The 22323-nt window shown below is 69.1% G+C and carries 17 protein-coding genes; 7 read left to right on the forward strand and 10 right to left on the reverse strand.

The window, feature by feature from the left end; genetic code table 11:
- Nucleotides 1-9: 9 nt before the first annotated feature.
- Entirely contained in the window at nucleotides 10-1998 is a 1989-nt protein-coding gene (locus EXE63_RS25885; protein ID WP_199196043.1) for a glycoside hydrolase family 15 protein, read from the reverse strand.
- Nucleotides 1999-2052: 54 nt separating this feature from the next.
- Nucleotides 2053-3261 (reverse strand): FAD-dependent oxidoreductase, encoded by a 1209-nt coding sequence (locus EXE63_RS25890; protein WP_168144294.1) that lies wholly within the window; start codon nucleotides 3259-3261, stop codon nucleotides 2053-2055.
- Between the two features lie 44 nt (nucleotides 3262-3305).
- Here EXE63_RS25890 and EXE63_RS25895 point away from each other — a divergent pair, with 44 nt between their 5' ends.
- The 6 genes from EXE63_RS25895 (at nucleotide 3306) to EXE63_RS25915 (ending at nucleotide 7556) form a co-directional block, all read left to right on the forward strand.
- Nucleotides 3306-3500, forward strand: a complete 195-nt coding sequence (locus EXE63_RS25895) for a hypothetical protein (RefSeq protein ID WP_168144295.1) — start codon at nucleotides 3306-3308, stop codon at nucleotides 3498-3500.
- 131 nt (nucleotides 3501-3631) lie between these two features.
- Complete coding sequence (locus EXE63_RS33520; RefSeq protein ID WP_366515297.1) at nucleotides 3632-3724, forward strand: Ms4533A family Cys-rich leader peptide; 93 nt, start codon at nucleotides 3632-3634, stop codon at nucleotides 3722-3724.
- 119 nt (nucleotides 3725-3843) lie between these two features.
- The gene (locus EXE63_RS25900) at nucleotides 3844-4866 is read left to right on the forward strand and encodes a sulfate ABC transporter substrate-binding protein (RefSeq protein WP_168144296.1); all 1023 of its coding nucleotides are present in this window, start codon (nucleotides 3844-3846) and stop codon (nucleotides 4864-4866) included.
- A complete protein-coding gene (gene cysT / locus EXE63_RS25905; protein WP_168144297.1) occupies nucleotides 4863-5696 on the forward strand; it encodes a sulfate ABC transporter permease subunit CysT in 834 nt (277 codons plus the stop codon). The genes EXE63_RS25900 and cysT overlap by 4 nt, the downstream gene beginning before the upstream one ends.
- Nucleotides 5693-6511, forward strand: a complete 819-nt coding sequence (gene cysW / locus EXE63_RS25910; RefSeq protein WP_168144298.1) for a sulfate ABC transporter permease subunit CysW — start codon at nucleotides 5693-5695, stop codon at nucleotides 6509-6511. The genes cysT and cysW overlap by 4 nt, the downstream gene beginning before the upstream one ends.
- Before the next feature lie 13 nt (nucleotides 6512-6524).
- A complete protein-coding gene (locus tag EXE63_RS25915) occupies nucleotides 6525-7556 on the forward strand; it encodes a sulfate/molybdate ABC transporter ATP-binding protein (protein ID WP_168144299.1) in 1032 nt (343 codons plus the stop codon).
- On the opposite strand, the gene EXE63_RS25920 is transcribed toward EXE63_RS25915, so the two are convergent.
- The 6 genes from EXE63_RS25920 to EXE63_RS25945 all read right to left on the reverse strand — a co-directional run bounded on the left by EXE63_RS25920 (nucleotide 7553) and on the right by EXE63_RS25945 (nucleotide 13887).
- On the reverse strand, nucleotides 7553-9022 hold the full coding sequence (locus EXE63_RS25920) for an amidase (RefSeq protein WP_168144300.1): 1470 nt from the start codon (nucleotides 9020-9022) through the stop codon (nucleotides 7553-7555). The genes EXE63_RS25915 and EXE63_RS25920 overlap by 4 nt on opposite strands.
- 25 nt (nucleotides 9023-9047) lie before the next feature.
- Nucleotides 9048-9965 carry a sterol desaturase family protein gene (locus tag EXE63_RS25925; protein WP_168144301.1) on the reverse strand — a complete coding sequence of 306 codons (918 nt, stop codon included), beginning with the start codon at nucleotides 9963-9965 and terminating at the stop codon, nucleotides 9048-9050.
- Nucleotide 9966: 1 nt separating this feature from the next.
- Nucleotides 9967-10611: a TetR family transcriptional regulator gene (locus EXE63_RS25930; protein WP_168144302.1), complete on the reverse strand. Its 645-nt coding sequence runs from the start codon at nucleotides 10609-10611 to the stop codon at nucleotides 9967-9969.
- A gap of 145 nt (nucleotides 10612-10756) precedes the next feature.
- Nucleotides 10757-11413 (reverse strand): sirohydrochlorin chelatase, encoded by a 657-nt coding sequence (locus EXE63_RS25935; protein WP_234904644.1) that lies wholly within the window; start codon nucleotides 11411-11413, stop codon nucleotides 10757-10759.
- Nucleotides 11414-11480: 67 nt separating this feature from the next.
- On the reverse strand, nucleotides 11481-12188 hold the full coding sequence (locus tag EXE63_RS25940; protein ID WP_168144303.1) for a phosphoadenylyl-sulfate reductase: 708 nt from the start codon (nucleotides 12186-12188) through the stop codon (nucleotides 11481-11483).
- 4 nt (nucleotides 12189-12192) lie between these two features.
- A complete protein-coding gene (locus EXE63_RS25945) occupies nucleotides 12193-13887 on the reverse strand; it encodes a nitrite/sulfite reductase (protein WP_168144304.1) in 1695 nt (564 codons plus the stop codon).
- Nucleotides 13888-14200: 313 nt separating this feature from the next.
- Here EXE63_RS25945 and hemW point away from each other — a divergent pair, with 313 nt between their 5' ends.
- Complete coding sequence (gene hemW, locus EXE63_RS25950) at nucleotides 14201-15334, forward strand: radical SAM family heme chaperone HemW (protein WP_234904271.1); 1134 nt, start codon at nucleotides 14201-14203, stop codon at nucleotides 15332-15334.
- 10 nt (nucleotides 15335-15344) lie between these two features.
- Here hemW and EXE63_RS25955 read toward each other — a convergent pair whose 3' ends face one another.
- Both EXE63_RS25955 and EXE63_RS25960 read right to left on the reverse strand, forming a co-directional pair.
- Nucleotides 15345-20471, reverse strand: coding sequence for a type I polyketide synthase (locus tag EXE63_RS25955; protein ID WP_168144306.1), 5127 nt, complete (start codon nucleotides 20469-20471; stop codon nucleotides 15345-15347).
- Nucleotides 20472-20603: 132 nt separating this feature from the next.
- Nucleotides 20604-22268 carry a (2,3-dihydroxybenzoyl)adenylate synthase gene (locus EXE63_RS25960; protein ID WP_168144307.1) on the reverse strand — a complete coding sequence of 555 codons (1665 nt, stop codon included), beginning with the start codon at nucleotides 22266-22268 and terminating at the stop codon, nucleotides 20604-20606.
- Between the last annotated feature and the right edge of the window lie 55 nt (nucleotides 22269-22323).

Below are 22323 nucleotides of genomic sequence, written 5' to 3' on the forward strand. Positions count from 1 at the left end.
CGCGAACCGTCAGGCCGGCGCGTTCGCGGGCTGGAAGACGCCGGTACTGTCGGCCTCCTCCTCGGCCCGGATGACGTGCACCACCGCGTTGATCAGGGCCAGGTGGGTGAACGCCTGCGGGAAGTTGCCCAGGTGGCGTCCGGTGCGCGGCTCGATCTCCTCGGCGTAGAGGTGCAGTGGGCTGGCGAACGACAGCAGCCGCTCGCACAACCGCTTGGCGCGGCTGACCTCGCCGATCTCGACCAGCGCCGACACCAACCAGAACGAACAGATGGTGAAGGTGCCCTCCTCGCCGGACAGGCCGTCGTCGGTTTCCTCGGTGCGATAGCGCAGCACCAGCCCGTCCTCGGTGAGTTCCTCGGCGATGGCCAGCACGGTGGCCCGGATGCGCGGGTCGTCCGAGGGCAGGAACCGGGTGAGCACCGCGAGCAGCAGCGACGCGTCGAGGGCATCGTCGCCGTAGCGCTGGGTGAGCACCCCTCGGGAGTCCACACCGTGGGCCAGGATGTCGGCCTGGATCTCCTCGGCGATCGTGCTCCACTGCTGGGCGTAACTCTTCTCGCCCTGCAGTTCGGCCAGTTTGGCCCCGCGATCCAGCGCCACCCAACACATGATCTTGCTGGAGGTGAAGTGCTGCGGTTCGCCGCGGACCTCCCAGATGCCGCGGTCGGGTTCGCGCCAGTGCTTGATGGCCTCCTCGACCTGATTCTTCAGGATCGGCCACAACGCCTCGGGCATCTGCTCACGCGACTTGGCGTGCAGGTACACCGAATCCAGCATGGTGCCCCAGATATCGTGCTGCATCTGGTTGTACGCGCCGTTGCCGATGCGCACCGGCCGGGAGTTGTCATAGCCGGACAGGTGGTGCAGTTCCTCCTCGACCAGGCTGCGTTCCCCGCCCACCCCGTACATCACCTGCAAGGGGTGCCGTTCGCCGTTGGTGGCCCCGGATACGTCGGCGATGAAGGAGAAGAAGTCGTCGGCCTCGCGGTCCAGTCCGAGGGTGTACAGGCCCCACAACGCGAAGGTGGAATCCCGTATCCACGAATAGCGGTAGTCCCAGTTGCGTTCTCCCTGAGGAGTTTCCGGCAGCGACGTGCTGCTGGCCGCCAGCAGCGCGCCGGTCGGCGAATACACCAGGCCCTTCAACGTCAGCGCGCTGCGTTGCAGGTACGCCCGCCACGGATGGTCCGGGAAGTCGCCGATGTTGATCCACTGCCGCCACGACTCGCTGGTCTTCCACATCTTGTCGGCGGCTTCTTCGAAATTCTGCGGCGCGGGATGCTTGGACCAGCTGAGTGCCACGAACACCTTGTCGCCCTCGGTGAGCCGGGTGCGCGCGCGGGCCTCGTGGCCCTCCAGGCCGATGCGCAGGTTGGTGGTCAGCCGCAGCGTCGGATTGGCCTCGGGATCCTTCCGTGCGCGGGCGATCGCCTCACCGTAGGCCGACGAGGAGTACTCCCAGGTCGCCGGGCTGCGGCCGTAGTCGAAGTTGGGCTCGCAGCTCATCACCAGTTCAACGGTGCCGCTGACACAGCGCACGGTGCGCAGCAGGATGTGCTCGGCGTCCCAGTCGGTGGGGGTGCGGCGGTGGGTTCGCGAACGGGTCTCCGTGTCGTGCCAGGGGCCCATCACCAGGGCGTCCCGCACGATGATCCAGCCGGTATGGGTCTGCCAAGTGGTTTCCATGATGAGGCTGCCGGGCAGGTATCGCCGCGCCGAGGGCACCGAGACGCCGTACGGGCTCAGCTTGAAGTGACCGGCGCCACGGTCCAGGATGGCGCCGAACACACTGGGTGAATCCGGCCGCGGCACGCACAGCCATTCCACGGCCCCCGCCGAGGACACCAGGCACGTGCTCTCGCAGTCGGACAGGAACGCGTAATCCGCGATGGGCGGGAACGGGTTTCGCAGGGCTCCGGACGGGGCGTAAGCGATGGGAGCCGATGCCGTGAACGGTGTCGGCGTCGGATCGTGCTCGGTATGTTCCAGAACCATGTCGCCCATCATGGGTGCAGAATCCGCCGCCGTCTAGTCGCGGCGAACCGGGTGTCAGCGCCGGGCGAAGCCGGGTATGTGCTCGGGTAGCGGCCCGATCGCGACGCCGTAACCGATGATCCTGCGCAGCAGCGCAACCCGGCCGACCAGTCGCACCGCGGCCGGTGCCCGCACGGGGGCGCCCTCGGTCACCGCGACCGCGATGACCCGGTTGTGAACGGTCTTCTGCACACCCTGGACCAGCACCGTGGGCAGCCAGCGGCGGGCCTGGATGCGCCGCAGCCGGCGCGTCGGCACCGCACCGGAACGCAACGGGGCGGCGAGCAGCCGGGCGGCCGCCACGGCGTCGGCCACCGCCAGATTGATGCCCACCCCGCCCACCGGCGACATCGCATGAGCGGCGTCACCGATGAACAGAAGTCCGTCGGCATACCAGCGCCGCAACCGATTGAGCTGCACATCAAGCAGTTTGACCTCGTCGAAGGATTGCACCGAGCCGATCCGGTCGGCGATCCACGGGACGACCGCGGTGACCCGCCGGTGCAGCGACTCGATGCCCTCGGAGCGCAGGCGCTGATCCGACCCCTTCGGGATGACGAACGCGCACTGGTAGTAGTCGCCACGGTCGATCATGGCCGCCACGTGACCGGCGCCCATCGCCCCGGCAAGGCCTGCGGGGTCGTTCTCGGTGCGCGGCACCCGGAACCACCAGACATCCATCGGTGCGCCAAAGCTCCTGGGCACCAGCCCCATTGTCGATCTCAACGTCGAGCCCCGGCCATCGCAGGCCACCGTCAACGGGGCGTGGATCTCGCGTTCGGCGCCGTGCTCATCGCGGTAGCGCACGCCGCGCACCCGTCCCGAGCGCAACACCGGTCCGAGCACCTCGCTGTTGCGCAACAGGGTGAACGTCGGCTCCCGCTCGGCCGCGTCGGCGAGCAGTTCCAGAAAATCCCACTGCGGCACCAGGGCGATGTGCTGATGTGCGCCGGGCAGGTGGCGCAGATCCACCTCGACCGGGACTCCCTGCACCGACAGGCGCAACGATTCGATCAGCCGATGCGGTAGCGCGGCGAAGCGGTCACCGAGCCCGAGCTCGTCGAGCAGGCGCAAGGTGCTGGCATGCACGGTGTCCCCACGGAAATCGCGCAGGAAGTCGGCGTGCTTTTCCAGCACGGTGACATGCACGCCGGCCCTGGCCAGCAGCAGGCCCAGCATCATCCCGGCCGGGCCGCCGCCGACGATCACGCATCCGGTGGACATGGCTCCATGGTCGCACCGAAACCCGTCGCACTACTGTGGTTCTCATGGGTGGATTCCTGAGCTGGTGGGACGGCGTCGAGCTGTGGCTGTCCGGGCTCGGTTTCGTTGCCCAAACCGCCATCGTGATGCCGGTCGTGCTGCTGTTGGCCTACGGGATCGCCGTCGTTCTGGACGGCGCGCTCGGCAACGGCATCCGGCTGCTGCGCCGGGCATCGCACCAGGATGAGGAGCCCTCGTGAACCAGATGCCGCGGTCGCGGGTGACGCTGGCGCTGGTCGCTCTACTGGCGCTGGTGATCCTGATGTGGTTGCTGGCCCGCTGACGTTGCCCTCATCAGGCGAAGCAGGTCAATTCTGATACTCTTCCGGCCATGCGCGCAGCGACCGGCAACAAGAGCGGCCACATCTTGGCCCTCATTGCCGTGGGTTTCTCCGCTGTTGCTGATGTCTGTTGTTGTCGCTGACACCACACCCGTCTGCGGTTTGGCGTTGGTAGCGGCACGTGAACGCGTCGCGCACTGATCCATCACCTTTCCGTGTGTACGGCAGCCCTGCCCCGTGTCCCGCCCTGGAAAGGTCCTCCATGAACAACATCCGCACCACTACCAAACGTTGGAGCGCGCTCACCGCGTTCGCGCTGTCCACCACGCTCATCGCGGCCTGCAGTGGCGGCGCCAGCGATGTCGCCGGCGAGGGGAACACCGCGGCCGCCGACACCACCCTGACCCTGGTGGCGTTCGCGGTGCCGGAGCCGGGCTGGTCGAAGATCGCCCCGGTGTTCGCGGGCACCGAGGAGGGCAACGGCGTCGGTGTGACGGCCTCCTACGGCGCTTCGGGGGATCAGTCCCGCGGTGTCGAATCCGGCAAGCCGGCCGATGTCGTGAACTTCTCCGTCGAGCCCGATATCACCCGGCTGGTGAAGGCCGGGCTGGTCGACGAGGACTGGAACGCCGGCGCGCAGAAGGGGCTGCCGTTCGGTTCGGTGGTCACCTTCGCGGTGCGGGAGGGCAACCCGAAGAACATCCGCGACTGGGATGACCTGCTCAAGCCGGGTATCGAGGTCATCACACCCAGCCCGTTGAGCTCGGGTGCGGCGAAGTGGAACCTGCTGGCCCCGTACGCGGCCAAGAGCAACGGCGGCCAGGACCATGCCGCGGGCATCGCCTACGTCCAGGAGTTGGTCAGCCAGCACGTCAAGCTGCGCCCGGGCTCGGGCCGTGAGGCCACCGATGTGTTCCGTCAGGGCACCGGCGATGTGCTGCTCGCCTACGAGAACGAGGCACTGCATTACAACCTGGAGCACGTGAACCCGCCGCAGACCTTCAAGATCGAGAACCCGGTCGCGGTGGTCAACACCAGCAAGCACCTGGACAAGGCCACCGAGTTCGTGAACTTCCAGTACACGCCCGAGGCGCAGAAGGTGTGGGCCGAGGCCGGTTTCCGGCCGTCCGACCCGGCGGTCGCCGCGGAGTTCGCGGACAAGTTCCCGGCCCCGGAGAAGCTGTGGAGCATCACCGATCTCGGTGGCTGGTCCGAGGTCGATCCTCAGCTGTTCGACAAGGACAACGGTGAGATCACCAAGATCTACAAGCAGGCCACCGGGTGACAACCCCGATCAGCGCCGCCGGGCGGCGGTTGTCGCCGCGTCCCAACGCCGCCACCCTGCAGGTCGGGGTGGCGGTGCTGTGGATGTCGCTGATCGTGCTGCTGCCGCTGGCGGCGATCCTGTGGACCTCGGCCGAGGGCGGTTGGGGCGCGTTCTGGTCGGCGGTCACCTCGCCGTCGGCGCTGGCCTCGTTCCGGGTCACGTTGACCATCTCGGTCGGCGTGACGCTGGTCAACGTGCTCTTCGGCCTGTTGATCGCCTGGGTCCTGGTCCGGGACGACTTCCCGCTCAAGCGGGTCGTGGACGCCATCATCGATCTGCCGTTCGCGTTGCCGACCATCGTGGCCAGTCTGGTGCTGCTGTCGCTCTACGGGCCCGGCAGCCCGGTGGGCATCCACATCCAGCACACCGCGTGGGGCGTCGCGCTGGCGCTGGCCTTCGTGACGCTGCCGTTCGTGGTCCGCGCCGTGCAGCCGGTGCTGCTGGAACTCGACCGCGAGGTCGAGGAGGCGGCGGCCTCGCTGGGGGCCAACAGCGTGACGATCTTCCTCAAGGTCATCCTGCCCGCCCTGGCCCCGTCGCTGTTGTCGGGCGCCGGCTTGGCGTTCTCCCGCGCCATCGGCGAATTCGGGTCCATCGTGCTGATCGGCGGGGCCATTCCCGGCGAGACCGAGGTGTCCTCGCAGTGGATCCGCACACTCATCGAGAACGATGACCGGGTGGGCGCGGCGGCGATCTCGATCGTGTTGCTGCTCATCTCCTTTGTGGTGCTGTTCGTGCTGCGCTACTTCGGTGCGCGGGCGGCCAAACGGGAGGAGTCCGCCCGATGACGCTGTCCCGGTCCACCCGGCTGATCCTCCGGGTCATCGCGCTGGTGTACGTCTTCGCGCTGCTGGTGGTGCCGTTGGGGGCGATTCTGTGGCGCGCACTCGCACCCGGGCTGGGGGAGTTCTTCGCCTCCGTTTCCACGCCCGCCGCCCAGTCCGCGCTGCAACTGTCGCTCTTGGTGGTGGCCATCGTGGTGCCGCTGAACGTCCTGTTCGGTGTGCCGACGGCCATCGTGCTGGCCCGGCGCAAGTTCCGCGGCAAGAACGCGCTGCAGGCCGCGATCGACCTGCCGTTCGCGGTGTCCCCGGTGGTCATCGGTGTGGCACTCATCGCGTTGTGGGGCAGCGCCGGCCTGTTCGGGTTCATGCAGAACAGCTGGGGCCTCACGATCATCTTCGGCTTTCCCGGCATCGTGCTGGCCAGTCTGTTCGTCACGATCCCGTTCGTCATCCGGGAAGTCGAACCGGTGCTGCACGAGGTCGGCACCGACCAGGAGGAAGCGGCGGCCACCCTGGGCGCCAACTGGTGGCAGACCTTCTGGCGGATCACCTTGCCGTCGATCCGGTGGGGCCTCACCTATGGTGTGGTGCTCACCGTGGCCCGCACCCTCGGCGAGTTCGGCGCGGTGCTGATGGTGTCGTCCAACCTGCCCGGCCAATCGCAGACGCTGACCCTGCTGGTGCACGACCGCTACACCCTGGGCAATCCGTACGGCGCGTACACCATCTCGGTGGTGCTGATGGCGGTCGCGCTCATTGTGCTGGTGGCCCAGATCGTGTTTGACGCCCAGCGCTCGCGTGTCAAGACTGAGGACTGAAGGAGACCACCCGATGAGCGATATCGCCATTTCGGTGCAGGGCGCGAACAAGCACTACGGCGCGTTCGCCGCGCTGGACAACATCGACTTCGTGGTGCCCAAGGGCTCGCTGACCGCGTTGCTGGGGCCCAGCGGGTCGGGTAAGTCGACGCTGCTGCGCGCGATCGCCGGTCTCGATCAGCCCGATACCGGCACGATCACCATCAACGACCGCGATGTGACGGGAGTACCGGCGCAGAAGCGCGGTATCGGGTTCGTCTTCCAGCACTACGCCGCGTTCAAGCACCTCACGGTGCGCGACAACGTCGCGTTCGGCCTGTCGATCCGCAAGAAGCCCAAGCACGAGATCAAGGAGAAGGTCGACAACCTGCTCGAGGTGGTCGGCCTCGCCGGCTTCCAGACCCGGTATCCGGCGCAGTTGTCGGGTGGGCAGCGCCAGCGCATGGCGTTGGCCCGGGCCCTGGCCGTCGACCCAGAGGTGCTTCTGCTCGACGAGCCGTTCGGCGCACTGGACGCGAAGGTCCGGGAGGATCTGCGGGCCTGGCTGCGCCGGCTGCACGACGAGGTCCACGTCACCACGGTGCTGGTCACCCACGATCAGGCCGAGGCGCTCGACGTCGCCGACCGGATCGCGGTCCTCAACAAGGGCCGGATCGAACAGGTGGGCTCGCCGACCGAGGTGTACGACGCACCGGCGAATCCGTTCGTCATGTCCTTCCTCGGCACGGTGTCACTGCTCAACGGAATCCTGGTGCGCCCGCACGATATCCGGGTCGGCCGCAATCCCGACATGGCCATCGCCGCCGGTGACGGGACCGCCGAGTCGACCGGTGTCACCAGGGCCACCATCGACCGGATCGTCACCCTGGGCTTCGAGGTACGCGTCGAACTGATCAGCGCCGTCAACGGCACGCCCTTCACCGCGCAGATCACCCGCGGTGACGCCGAGGCCCTGGGGCTACGTGCGGGGGACACCGTGTACGTGCGGGCCACCCGGGTGCCGGCCATCGCCGGTGAACTGCAGAGCGCCGAGGCGCTCACCTAGCAGGGGGCTACCCGGTCGGCCCACGGCAGCGCCACCTCGAGTTGGGCGGCCAGCCGGATCAGTAGGGCCTCGCCGGCCAGTGGCGCCACGAACTGGACGCCGAGCGGGAGGCCGTCCGCGGTCCAGTGCAGGGGCAGGCTGATCGCCGGGCGTCCGGTGAGGTTGGCCAGCTGGGTATAGGGCACCCAGCCGAGGTTCTTGTCGACCATATCGTCGACGATCGTGGTGTAGCGCAACAGTTTTGCGGTCCGGGTCCGCAGCAGCAGGTCCGCGCCCCGCGCCAGGGCGGCGGGCAGCTCGAACTCACCGATGCGCGGTGGCGGGGTCGCTAAGGTGGGGGTGAGCAGCAGGTCGTAGTTCTCGAAGTAGGTGCTCAGCCGTCGGGTGTGTTCATGGCGGCGCTGCACCGCGTCGACGTAGGCGACACTGCTGGTCGCCCGGCCGAGGGCGGCCATGATGAGGGTGTCGCGCTCGAAGGCGTCATCGCCGGCACCGGACAGCCGTTTGGCCTCGTCGACCTCCCACGCCAGGTAGACGAACCAGGTGAGCAGGAAGTCGCGCGCCAGCTCGGCATCGTCGAACGGCGCGGTGGGGAGTTCCTCGACGTGGTGCCCGAGATCGGTGAGGACCCGGATCGCCGTCTCCACCGCGGCGTACGCCTCGTGATGGGGCTGCGGTGTGATCGCCGAGGGCACCCGGACGCCGATCCGCAACGTGCCCGGATCCTGCCCGACCGCCGACGCATAGGACGACTCGGCCAGCGCCGGTGAATAGGGTCCGAACGGTTCACCGCCGGCGATGACATCGAACATCGCGGCGGTGTCCCGGACGGTTCGCGAGACCACGCCCTGCACCGCGGAGCCATGCATCGACTCGGCGTTCGTCGGACCCATCGGGGTGAGTCCGCGCCCCGGTTTGAGGCCCACCAGCCCGCAGCAGGCGGCCGGGATGCGGATCGACCCGCCGCCGTCGTTGGCGCCCGCGCAGGGGACGATGCCCCCGGCAACCGCGGCCGCCGAACCGCCGGAGGAGCCCCCGGGTGTCCGGTCGAGGTTCCACGGATTGCGGGCGGGACCCCACAGCTGCGGTTCGGAGACCCCCTTGGCGCCGAACTCGGGCAGGTTGGTCTTGCCGAAGATCACCAGCCCGGCATCGAGCCAGCGCGCCACGATCGTGGAATGCTCGGCGACCGGTATGTGCCGCAACGACCGGGAGCCCGCGGAGCTGGGCAGCCCCGCGTAGTCCTGGGCGAGATCCTTGATCAGGAACGGCACCCCGGCGAACGGCCCGGTCAGCTCGTCCGACGGCGTGGCGGGGACATCGCGCACGATGGCGTTGATCTTCGGATTCACCGCCGCGGCACGCTCGGAGGCCAGCGTGAGCAGCTCGGAGGCCTGTATCTGCTTGTCGGCGACCAGCTTCGCCAGTCCGGTCGCGTCATGGCTGCGGTACTCGTCGAACCTCATGGCGTCAGACTAGGCGAGCCGCCCGTCAGCGACGTGTGCTTGCAGGTTCCCGCTCTGGTGCGGCCGCGGCGGCATCGGTCCACCCCGGTGGCCGCAGCAGGTGGCCGGCCCGCGCCCGCCAGCTCGTGGCGCGCCAGACGTCGCCGACCATCAGCGCGAACTCGTGGAAGTTCACCTTGATCGGGTTGTAGGTGTCGATGTTGTGGGTGAGGCCGTAGCGGACCTGCTCGACCTCGTCGGCGTAGCTGTTGAACAGCCGGTCCCAGATGATCAGGATGCCGCCGTAGTTCTTGTCCAGGTAGGGGTTGTTGGAGCCGTGGTGCACGCGGTGGTGCGATGGCGTGTTGAACACGAATTCGATTGCCGGGTGCAGCTTTCCGATGCGTTCGGTGTGCAGCGGGTACTGGAACAGCAGGATGATCGCCTGCGAGAGGAAGATCACCCAGACCGGCACGCCGACCACTGCCAGCGGGATGTAGACCACCGATGTCAGGAAGCGCCCCGGAATCAGCCACGGCAGCCGCACCGCGGTGGACATGTTGAAGTGCTGACTGGAGTGGTGCACGCTGTGCGCCGCCCAGAACAGCCGGACCCGGTGCTGCATCCGGTGCTGGGCGTAGTAGCCGAGATCGGCCCCGATGATGGCCAGCACCCACACCCACCAGTCCGATGCCGACAGCGAAATCGGGGCGAGCATCGCGGCGAGCAGCACGATGGGCAGCTGGATGAAGTCCTCGACGAGGTTGGCGAACCGGCCCAGCCCGTAGACGCCCAGGCTGGCGAAGGTGTCGCGGGCCGAGAAACCCACGCGTCGAGGGCTTTCCGTGGAACCTCCGGTCCGGCGGTCGCGGCGGCGTTCCAGGTAGTCGCCCAGGAACTCGATGCCGAGCAGCACCAGGAACGCCGGGATCGCGTACAGGCCGATATTGCCGATCCACTCCATGTCAGGGTGCCTCGTTCGCTTTGCGGGGCATGCCGGCGATCTGCCAGCGCAGCGCCTGGCCGAACATCTCCTCGGTGACCCGCTCGGGTTCGATGCGGCGCTGCCGGATCAGGCCGCCGAACAGGGCGAGCGTGGTGGTGGCGAAGTCGTCGATGTTGATCGCCCCGACATCGACCCCGTGGCGGTCCAGCATCTCGGTGAGGATGCCGCGCACCGATTCCAGCGTCTTCGCCGAGGAGGCCGCCTCGATCCGCATGAGTTCGGGATTGCGGACCGCGTGCAGCCAGAACTCGGTACGCAGCACGGCGACGTCGATCTCCTTGTCCGCCATGGCGATCAGCATCGCGCCCAGCGCGCGCAGGGGATCACCGGCCGCGGCCTTCGCCTCCCGGATGGCCTGTGCCACCTCGCTCATCCGGTCGACGGCGCGATCGGTCATCAGCGCTTCGAAGAGCTGTTCCTTGTTGCTGAAATTCGAGTACACCGCGCCGACGGAATAGCCCGCCGACTCGGCGATCTCCTCGACCGACGCGGCGGTGTACCCGCGGTGCGCGAACACCTGCGCCGCCGCATCGAGGAGTCGTCGCCTGGTCTGCTCTTTGCTCTCGGCGCGGGTGAAACGCCGCGGTTTCTCATCGGAGGCCATATTCAGATAGTAGCCACTATTTGAATTGCGCGCACTATGCCGACTGGTGCGGGGCGAGTGTCGATTGTGAAATCTCGGCGGTGATTCGGCCGACTTTTCGACGACGTTGCACACCCGGGTCGGTGGGTGCCGTTTGTGAGCCGGCTCAGGCGGCGGCGGACAGCGCCAGGGCCGCGTCGAAGCGGTCCAGCACTGTCTCGGCCACCAGGCGGTGCGCCCCGAGTGGAGACGCCATCGGAATACCTTGCGCCGCAGCGAAATCGGCGACCCGGTCGGTGATCCTGCCATGCGCCAGGAACCACGGTGCGATCACGATGCGTTCGGCGCCACAGCGCTGCAGACGCTGCGCGGCGGCCGGCAGCGACGGTTTCGGTCCGGTGGCGAACGCGCTGGTCGTGCCGATCCATCGGGTGCCGACCGCGACGGCGGAGGCGACCGTCGAGGTGCGCGCGTTGGCCCCCTGGCGCGATGACCCGACCGCCGTCACGATCACACCGACATCCGAATCCTCGGCGGCGACCCCGACTTCGGCGATCCGGCGGCGCAGCACGGCGAGCAACTGGTCGTCCTCGCCGAGCACCTGCGCCTGCCGTGCGCGCACGCCACTGGCCGCGATCATCGCCGGGATATCGGTGCGCGCATGGAACGCATCGGCCAGCAGCAGGGGAGTGACCACCGCGCGGTCACCGACCTCGCGCAGCACGTCGACCAGGTTGGGCGCGGTCTGCTCGCAGAACGCGGGCACCACCTCGAGATCGCGCCGCAGTCTGCGGATCGTGTCGGCCACCGCGTACGTGGTCATCGCCGAGCGTGGGTCGGCGCTGCCGTGCGCGGTCAGCACCAGTACCGGTGGATTCACCACCGGACACTCACGAGGCGTGTAGTCCGCATTCCGTTTTCGCCTGCCCGGCCCAGCGGCCGCTGCGCGGATCGGCGCCCTCGACCGGCTTGCTGGTGCACGGGGCGCACCCGATCGACGGGTATCCCTCGTAGACCAGCGGATTGACCAGGATGCCATTGGCGTCGATGTAGGCCTGCATGTCCTCGTCGGTCCAGGCGGCGATCGGATTGATCTTCACCAGGCCGAAGGCGGCGTCCCAGCTGATCAGCGGCGCATTCGCGCGCGTCGGCGCTTCGACCCGGCGGATGCCGGTCACCCACGCCGAGTATCCGTGCAGCGACTTGCCCAGCGGCTCGACCTTGCGCATCCGGCAGCAGGCCGCGGCGTCGCGGGCGAACAGATCCTTGCCGTGCAGCTCGTCCTGACGGGCCACGCTGTTCTCGGGGGAGACATTCACCACATGCACGCCGTAGACGGCCTCGACGGCGTCGCGGGTGCCTATCGTCTCGGCGAAGTGGTACCCGGTGTCCAGGAACAGCACGTCCACGCCGGGCCGCACCTTGGCGGCCATCTCGACGAGTACGCCGTCCTGCATGTTGGACGCCACGATGTAATTGCCGCCGAAGTTCTCGTCGGTCCAGCGCAGCAGTTCCTCGGGACCGGCATCGGCCAGTTCGGCCGCGCCGCGCTCGGCCAACTGCTGCAATTCGCTTTCCGAATGTGTCACCGCTGTCACACCATCACCTCAAGTCCGCTTCGTCGGCGCGTATCGCCCACTCTGCGAAACGCTCGCCGCCCTCGCGTTGTTTCACGAAGTTGCGAACGACTCGCTCGATGTAGTCGCCGAGCTCGGTGGAGAGCACCTTGTGCTGGCGCAGTTTGCGGCCGAAACCGCTGTCCAGGCCCAGGCTGCCGCCCAGGTGGACCTGGAAACCCTCCTCGGGGCCGTTGCCCTCGTCGATCATCTGACCCTTGAAGCCGATATCGGCGACCTGGATGCGTGCGCACGAGTTGGGGCAGCCGTTGATGTTGATCGTCACCGGCACGTCGAGCTGGGCGTTGATGTCTTCGAGCCGCTTCTCCAGCTCGGGCACCAGCACCTGCGAACGGCTGCGGGTCTCGGCGAAGCTCAACTTGCAGAACTCGATGCCCGTGCAGGCCATCAGATTGCGACGCCAGTGCGACGGGGCCGACGGCAGGCCCAGGGCGTCCAGGCCCTCCCTGAGCTCGGCCAGATTCTCGTCCGGGACGTCCAGGACGATCAGCTTCTGATACGGGGTGAAGCGCACCCGGTTGGAGCCGGCGGCCTCGGCCAGATCGGCGACCTTGCTCAGGATGGTGCCCGAGACGCGGCCCGCGATGGGCGCGACGCCGACGGCGTTCAGCCCGTTCTTGAGCTTCGTCACGCCGACGTGGTCGATGGGCCGCGGCACCGGTGCCGGCGCGGGACCGTCGATCAGCGGGCGCTTGAGGTACTCGGTTTCGAGAACCGCCCTGAACTTTTCCACGCCCCAGTCCTTGATCAGGAACTTCAGTCGGGCCTTGGCCCGCAGCCGGCGGTAGCCGTAGTCACGGAAGGCGCTGACCACGGCTTCCCACACGTCGGGCACCTCGTCCAGCGGCACCCAGGCGCCGAGGCGCTGGCCCAGCATCGGGTTGGTGGACAGCCCGCCGCCGACCCACACGTCGAAACCGGGTCCGTGTTCGGGGTGATCGACCCCGATGAACGCGACGTCGTTGATCTCGTGCACGACGTCCTGCAGCCCGGAGATCGCGGTCTTGAACTTGCGCGGCAGGTTGGAGTACTCGGGCTTGCCGATATAGCGCTTGACGATCTCGTCGATGGCGGGCGTGCCGTCGATGATCTCGTCGGGGTGCTCGCCGGCCAGCGGGGAGCCCAGCACGATGCGGGGGCAGTCGCCGCAGGCCTCGGTGGTCTGCAGGCCGACCTCGTCGAGGCGACGCCAGATCTCCGGCATGTTCTCGACCTCGATCCAGTGGTACTGGACGTTCTGCCGGTCGGAGATGTCGGCGGTATCGCGGCCGAACTCGGTGGAGATGCCGCCGAGGGTGCGCAGCGCGGCAGTGGTCAGGGCGCCACCGTCGCTGCGTACCCGCAGCATGAAGTACGAGTCCTCCAGCATGTCGGTGTTCTCGTCACCGGTCCAGGTGCCGTCGTAGCCGGGCTTGCGCTGGGTGTAGAGGCCCCACCAGCGGAAACGGCCACGCAGATCACCCTTGTCGATGCTCTCGAACCCACCGGCGGCATAGATGCTCTCGATGCGCTGGCGCACATTGAGCGGGTTGTCGTCCTTCTTGGCCTGCTCGTTGGCGTTGAGTGGCTCGCGGTAACCCAGCGCCCACTGGCCCTCGCCGCGGGGCCGCTTGACCGGCTTCGCCGGCTTCTCGGGGGCGTTGGAGACGGTGTCTGTCATGTTGTCGGTGGCTCCTTGTCGGAGGAGCGGGCTCGCAAATCGCGCCATCGCCGGGGGCTGGCCGGCGGCGCAGATCCGGCGGCCGGCTCAGGATGTGGGCGGGCTGATTCCGATATCGACGCGGGTCAGGACGGACAACAACAGCTGCAGATGCGCTTGAGGTCGACATGCCGACGGACCACCAGCGCAATGCGGGTGGTGCTGTCAACGGCGGCGGTCACGCCGGCCATTCTGCCACGGAAGCCCCCACCTGCCCTAACCGGGCCAAATTTGGGCTCAGGGTGAGCAAAACACGTCTGGGATGATTCCGTGCATGAGCAGTGAGGGCCCCTTCGGCATCTACATCCATGTGCCGTTCTGTGCGACCCGCTGCGGTTACTGCGACTTCAACACCTACACACCGTCCGAGCTCGGGGGCGCCAACCCCGACGGCTGGCTGGCCGCCGTGCGCGTCGAATTGGAACTGGCGGCCCGCCAGGTCGGCCCACGGGCGGTCGACACCGTCTTCGTCGGCGGCGGCACGCCGACGATGCTGGGTGGGCACGGGCTGGCGGCGGTGCTGGCGGCGGTGCGCGACCACTTTCAGCTGGCGCCCGGCGCGGAGGTCACCACCGAGGCCAACCCGGAGTCCAGCTCGCCCGAACTGTTCGCCACGCTGCGCGCGGCCGGCTACACCCGCATCTCGCTGGGTATGCAGTCGGCGGCGCCGCATGTGCTCAAGGTGCTGGACCGGGTGCATTCGGCGGGCCGGGCCCCGGCCGCCGCGCTGGAGGCCCGGGCCGAGGGGTTCGAGCATGTCAATCTCGATCTGATCTACGGCACACCCGGCGAGACCGACGATGATCTGGTGCGTTCCATCGAGACCGCACTGGGCGCGGACGTCGACCATGTGTCGGCCTATGCGCTGATCGTGGAGGACGGCACCGCGCTGGCCCGCCGGGTGCGCCGCGGCGAACTGCCGGCACCGGACAACGACGTGCTGGCCGACCGCTACGAACTGCTCGACGCGCACCTGTCGGCGGCCGGTCTGCAGTGGTACGAGGTGTCCAACTGGAGCCGTCCCGGCGGTGAGTGCCGGCACAACCTCGGGTACTGGGACGGCGGCCACTGGTGGGGCGCCGGGCCGGGCGCACACAGCTTCCTCGGGGCGCGCAGATGGTGGAACATCAAGCACCCCAACGCATATGCACAGGCACTGGCCGAGCGCCGGCTACCGGTGGCGGACTCCGAGGAGATCGATGCCGCCGCCCGGCACATGGAGGACGTGATGCTGCGGATGCGGCTGCGCAGCGGCCTGCCGCGCGGGGTGCTCACCGAACCCGAGCGGCGGCGCGCCGATATCGCGCTCACCGATGGGCTGGTGGTGGCCGCCGCGGACCGGCTGGTGCTCACCGACCGGGGCCGATTGCTGGCCGACGCGGTGGTGCGTGACCTGCTCGAGGACTGAGATCCCCGGGTCAGGGGCAGGCCCCGACCTGCTCGGTCACCGAATGGTCATGCGGCGCCAGCATTTCCACGATCCTGGTGGTCACCGCGGCGGCGGTCGGGTGCTCCCACAGCAGGGTCGGCGGCAACGCCAGCCCGGTTTTGCGCTCCAACTGCTTGCGCAACGCGACCGTCATGATCGAGTCCACACCTATCTCGGCCAGCGGCGAGCGCGGGTCCACACCGTCGTCGGGCAGGCCCAGCTCGGCGGCCACCGTGGCGACCACCAGTTCGGCCACCCACACCGCGGTGTCCACCCCGTCGCGCCCGACCGGCAGCGCCAGCCCGTCCAGGCCGGCGTCCTCGTCGTCGCGGGGTGCGATATCGGCGAGCATCGGCACCGAGGCGGCATCGGCGGTCACCGGGAGCACCACGATATGGGCCTGATCGGCACGCACCGCGAGATCCAGTGCACGCATCGCGTCGTCGGCCCCGACGGTACCCATGCCCAGCGCGTTCAGCTGTGCGGCGACAAAGCTTGACGCCGAACCCATTCCGAGGCCACGCCAGGCGGTCCAGGCCACCGCGGTCGTCCGGTCGCCCAGACTGCGGCGGTGCTGGGCGAACGCGTCGAGGAAGGCGTTCGCGCAGGCGTAGGCGCCCTGGCCGGGGAACCCCGCCAGGTAGCCGCAGGAGGAGAACAGCACCAGCCAGTCCAGCTCGCCGGGCGGGAACACCTCGTGCAGGGTCAGGGTGCCGTCGACCTTGGGCCGCATGGCCTGGGCGAAATCCTCGACGGTGGTGCCCGCCAGCAGGGCGCCGGCCTCCACGCCGGCGGCATGCACCACGCCGCGCACCGGGGGCAGATCACCCAGGACGGCCCGCAGCTCGTCGGCGGCGCCGGGTGCGGCGATGTCGACGGCGGCCACCCGCACCGACACGCCGCGTTCCTCCAGCGACAGGATGGTGCGTGCGGGCTCGGCCCCGGTATCCCAGGACGCGCGGTCGGCAATACCGCTGCGGGACACCAGCACGATGCGGCGTGCCCCCAGATCGGCCAGTCGCGCGGCGACGCGCACACCCAGCGTCCCGGTGCCGCCGGTGATCAGGTAGGTGCCGGCCGGCGAGCAGGACAGCGTGGCTCGCCTGGTCGACTCGGCGTGGGTCAGGCGTGCGGTCAGCGCGATATCGTCGCGGACCACGACGACACCCTGGCCGCCGAGCGTGGCGAGCGCCCCGATGGGCAGTGCGTCGTCGGCCACGTCGAGGATGCCGCCCCACACTCCGGGGTGTTCGGCGGCGGCGATGCGGGAAAAGCCCCACAACGGTGAACTGCCGATATCGCTGCCCTCGTAGACGCCGCGGGTCAGCGCCCACAGCTGAGCCGGGGCCGCCCGGTCCAGCAGCGTGGTCAGCGCCTGATGCAGCAGGCCGACTGTCTCGATCGGCGCATCCGCGGGCCGGGGCAGCACCAGCACCACCGCACCGGGGGCCAGCGCGGCGGGGATCTCGTCCGGCGATGTGCACAGCCGGTGGTCCACATCGGCGGCGGCGAGATCGCGCATGCACCAGGCCAGGGTCGGTGCGTCGCCACCCACCAGGATCACCTGCGACGGCCGTGCTGATTCGGTCCAGCTCGTCGGATGCCACTGGAGTTGCTGCATCATCCGGTTGACATCGTTGCCGCCGGGATTCTCCAGCTGATCGAAGAACATGCCGTCGATCGCACCGACCGCCGTGCCCGCGGCGTCGGCGATCGTCACATCGGCGATCGTGCCGTCGGCCGTGCGGCGAATGTGCATCAGCGCCAACGCAACCGGTGCGCCGCGCAGCGTCACCCGGTCGATGCGGGCCGGCATCCGCAGCCGCAGCGGGCTCTCGAACACGGTCGACGCCGCCGACGTCGCGGCGTCCATCAGCCCGGCCCAGGTGGGCGGCGCGGAACCGTCCGGCTCGGCGCGCACCACCGCCAGCAACTCGCCGTCACCGCGCAGCAGTTCGGTGATCTCCCAAGGGAATCCCATGGCCGCCACGCCCAGCTCGGCCAGCGTGTCCACGACGTGGCCGGCCGGCAGCGTCTCGGTGCAACGCGCCCGCGCGCCCGCGATATCGAATGCCGGTAGCGGGGATTCGGCACTCGCCGCGGACACGGCGGTGCAGTGGGTGAGCCAGCCGCCATCGGAATCGGTGCTCGCGTCGGTGTCGTCGATCCGTGAAGCCAGGGCCAGCGCTCGGTCCTGCAGCACGACCTGCACCGAACGGGCCCGCGCCGGTGCCACCGGGGTGCGCAGCCGCACATCGGTGATATCGCCACCGGTCGCGGTCAGGAAGGTGTTCAGCAGCACCGCGGCCGGGATGATCTCGGTGCCCTGTACCGGGTGATCGCCCGGATAGGGCCGGGTGTCCATGTCCAGCTGGGTCTGCCAGACCTTGGCGGGTACCGCGGCGGTCACCTCGAGGCGGCCGCCGAGCAGCGTGTTGGTCTGCGGGTCGTGCACCGCGCCGCCACCGGGTGGCGCGGCGGGGGTGCGCCAGAACCGGCGGTGCTGCCACTGCGTGCCGGGCAGGCCGTGGGCCCACCGGGTGTGGGACGGGCGGAGTGCCACGGGAGCGCCGTGACAATGCAGGGCGGCGATCGCGGTGGTGACCGAGCGCACCTCCGGCATGTTGCGGCGGTGCAGGGGCACCACCGCGAATTCTTCGATTCCGTTGTGCGACAAGGTGTCGACGATCGAATGCGAGACCACCGGGTGCGCGGCGATCTCCAGGAACAGGCGGTGGCCGTCCTCCGCAGCGGCGGTGACGGCCTCGGTGAACCGGACCCGTCCGCGCAGATTCGCCACCCAGTAGTCGGGGCCGCGCAGCGCGGTCGACCGCGGATCGGCCATGGCCGTGCTGTAGAGCGGGATGCTCGGTGCCTGCGGTGACAGCGCCCCGGTGAGGCGGGCCAGTTCGGCGGTCAAATCGTCCATGGCGGGGCTGTGGAACGCGACATCGGTGTTCACCGCGCGGGTCACGATGCCCTGGGCCGACCAGTCGGCGGTGATCGCCCGCACCTCGTCGGCGGTGCCGGAGATGACGGTGGACTGCGGTGCCGCACTGATCGCGGCGACCACCTGGGTCTGCCCGGCGAGGCGCTGCTCGGCCTCGGCGAAGGACAGTGCGACCAGCGCCATCGCACCCTGGCCCTGCACCGCGCGGAAACCGCGGGCCCGGTAACAGGCGATCCTGGCGCCGTCGGTCAGGTCGAACACCCCGGCGATGACGCACGCGGCGACCTCGCCCACGGAGTGCCCGATGACCGCGGCGGGCGCCGCCCCGCGGGAGCGCAGCACCGCGGCCAGCCCGACCTGCATCGCAAAGGTCAGTGCCTGCACCTGATCGGTGCCACCATGCTCGCCACTGGAGAGCGCCGCACGGGCGGAAAAGCCCAGCTCGGCGTCGAAGATCGGGTCGATCGCGTCGATGACGGCGGCGAAATCCGGTTCCTCGCGCAGCAGCTCGGCGCCCATGCCGACCCAGTGCGAGCCGTGTCCCGAGCACACCCAGACCGCACCGTCGGCGGCGCCGGGCACCACCGAGCCGGTGGCCACCGAGGAGTGGCGTTCGCCGCCCGCCAGTGCGTCCAGGCCGACGACCAGTTCCTTGTGGTCCTCGGCGATGATCGCGGCGCGCACGGGTTCGTGGGACCGCCGCGACCACAGCGTGCCGGCCACCTCGGTCAGTGCGTGGTGCGCGGAACGCAGCTGGTCGCCCAGCGCCTCGGCGTTGGCAGACAGCCGGGACGGGGACCGTCCGGAGACCGGAATGACCTGATAGGTGCCGTCTTTCGGGGTCTCGATGAGCACCGGTGCGGGCGCCTCTTCGAGCAGGACGTGCGCGATGGTCCCGCCGTAGCCGTAGCTGCACACCGCCGCGCGGCGAGGCCGCTCGGTGCGCGGCCAGCTCTCGGTCTCGGTGTTGACCCGCAGGCCGTTGGTGGACCAGTCCACCGCGGTGGTGGGGGTCTGCACGCCGGCGGTCGGCGGGATCGCCTCGTGGTGCAGCGCCAGCGTGGCCTTGACCAGACCGACCACGCCGGCGCCGCCCTCCAGGTGCCCGGTGTTGGGTTTGACCGAGCCGACCACGCACGGGCGATCCGCCCGACCCGCCCCGTACACCGCCGACAGTGCGGTCAGTTCCACCGGGTCGCCGGTCGGGGTCCCGGTGCCGTGCGCCTCCACGAAGTCGATAGTTGCCGGGTCGATACCCGCGGTGCGGCAGGTGAGCCGGAACATCTGCTCCTGCGCGTCACCGTTGGGCGACATGATGCCGACGGTCCTGCCGTCCTGGGCGACCGCGCCGCCGCGCACGATCGCCAGCACCCGGTCGTTGTCGCGCTGCGCGTCGGCCAGGCGCTTGAGCACCACCACGGCGGCACCTTCGCCGCGGCCGTAACCGTCGGCGGACTCGTCGAATGATTTGCACCGTCCGTCCGGGGCGGTCGCCCCGGCCACGTCCAGCACCCGGGTCAGGCCGGGACCGATCAACGCGCTGACACCGCCGGCCAGCGCCAGTGATGTCTCGCCGGCCCGCAACAGCTGGCAGGCCTGATGCACGGCCACCAGGGAGGCCGCGCAGGCGGCGTCCAGGGCGACACTGGGGCCGCGCAGATCGAGCAGGTGCGAGACCCGGTTGGCGATACCGCACAGCGCGGTACCGATCCCGGTCCAGGCCTCGATGCCGGGCAGGTCCTCCATGACGAGCTTGCCGTAGTCGTCGGAGTTGACGCCCATCAGCACCGCGGTGTCGCTGCCGGCCAGCGAACGAGGCGGCACACCCGCGTCCTCCAGCGCCTCCCAGCTGACCTCGAGGGCCAGTCGCTGTTGCGGGTCCATGAGCTCGGCCTCGCGCGGGGAGACGCCGAAGAACTCGGCGTCGAAGCCGGGCAGGTCGGACAGGAAGCTGCCCCAGGGCGTGGTGGCCTTGAGGATTGCGGCGTTGCGGGGATCCCGGCGCAGATACGGCTCCCACCGTTCGGCCGGGACCTCGCCCACCGCGGTACCGCTGTCGAGCAGGAACCGCCAGAGATCGGCCGGGGTGTTGACGTCGCCGGCGAGCCGGCACCCGATACCGACGATGGCGATCGGTTCCAGGGTGGGGTCCTGGTTAAGCGTCACGGCTGCGAATCCTCTTCACATCATTGGCGTTGACTGAGATCGTGGCACGCGACGGCGGTCGATGGAGGGCTACCTGATGTGCCCCAGAGCACACTGACCGGCGAGAATTGAAGTAGGTGAACGGATTAGCGGTCACAAAGACTCCAGCAGCGCGATGATCTGTTTCTTGTCGACCTTGCCGACTGCGGTCTTGGGTAGCGCCGGCAGCGGGGCGAGCATGTCCGGCTTGGTGTGCGCGGACACGCCGCGGGTGTCCAGGAAGCTGTTCAGCTCGGCCAGTGTCAGCGCCTTCCCGGAGAAAACGACTGCGGCGCAGATCTTCTCGCCGAGATATTCGTCCGGCATGGCTACCGCGGCGGCGGCGTAGATGCCCGGGTGGGCGAACAGGTGTTCCTCCAGATCGGAGGCCGACACGGTCTCGCCGCCACGGTGGATGACGTCCTTGATGCGCCCCGTCACCTCGACGTAGCCGGCCCGCGGGCCGTCGGTGAAGATCCGCACCCGGTCCCCGGAGCGGTAGTAACCGTCCGGGCTGAACGAGCGCGCGTTGGCTTCCTCGGCGCGGTAGTAGCCGTTGATGGTGTTCGGCCCGCGCACCAGCAGTTCGCCCTCCTGGCCGGGGGCCACGGCATCGCCGTGCTCGTCGACGACGAGCATCTCGTCGAGTGGGGACATCGGCCGGCCCTGGGTGTGCAGCAGCACGTCGACCGGGTCACCGGGACGGGTGAAGTTCAGCATGCCCTCGGCCATCCCGAAGATCTGGGACAGGCCACCGGTGAGGTTGTCGAGAATGAACTTCGCCTCGTCCGCCGTCATCCGCGATCCGCCCACCTGCACCACCCGCAGCGACGTCGGCAGTACCGGTTCCCAGTCACAGGCCTGTGCCCAGACCTTGGCCAGGGCGTTGACCAGGCCCGTCACCGTGACGTGGTGCTTGTCGATGAGCGCGAATGCGTTCTCCGGGCTCGGGTCGTGGGTGAAGACGGTGGGGGCGCCGACGGTCATCGCACCCAGCAACCCGGGGCAGCCCAGCGGGAAGTTGTGCCCGGCGGGCAGTGCGACGAGGTAGGTGTCGTCGCTGGTCATGAGGTATTCCTGGGCCGAGGCGACCGCGGTGTAGACGTAGTCGTCATGGGTGCGCGGGATCAGCTTGGGCAGGCCGGTGGTGCCGCCGGAGACGAGCAGCAGCGCGGGTTCGGCCGGGTCGACGTCCCCCCGGGCGGGCGCCGTGGTGGGCGCGTCGCCGGCCGGATCGGTCAGCGCGGACCACGGGAGGTAGCCGCCGGGGTCGCCGTCGACGATGACATGGCGCAGCGCGGTATGGTCCTTCTGCAGTTGAGCGGCCATCGCGCGGAAATCGAAACCGGCTGCGGTGTCGGTGATGACGAGCCCGACCGCGCCGCTGACACCGGCGAAGTGGCTCAGTTCGGCCGAACGGTGGCCCGACAGGCACATCACCGGCACCACGCCCGCGCGCAACAGGCCGAAGAAGGCGACGGCGAACTGGGTGGTGTTCGGCAACTGGAGCAGCACCCGGTCACCGGGCCGCAATCCCAGGGCGGTGAGCCGAGCAGCCACCAGGTCGGCGGTGGCATCCAGTTCGGCGAATGTGTAACTGCGCTCGCTGTCGACGATCGCGGTGACGTCGGGCCATGTCGCGGCGCCGTTGCTGAGAATGGAATCCAGCGGCGCACCGGTCCAATAGCCTGCCTGCCGGTACGCGACGGCGCGTTCGGCCGGGAACGTGACGAAACCGTCGGTCAGGCCGTCGTGTTCCTGCGAAAAAACCGTGCTCATGCTGGAAAAACCGTCCCTCTGGGTAGGTGCGTTGCCGATACGAATATAGGGTAGC

Origin of the sequence: Mycolicibacterium frederiksbergense, from assembly GCF_012223425.1 — a bacterium.
Classification (GTDB): domain Bacteria; phylum Actinomycetota; class Actinomycetes; order Mycobacteriales; family Mycobacteriaceae; genus Mycobacterium; species Mycobacterium frederiksbergense.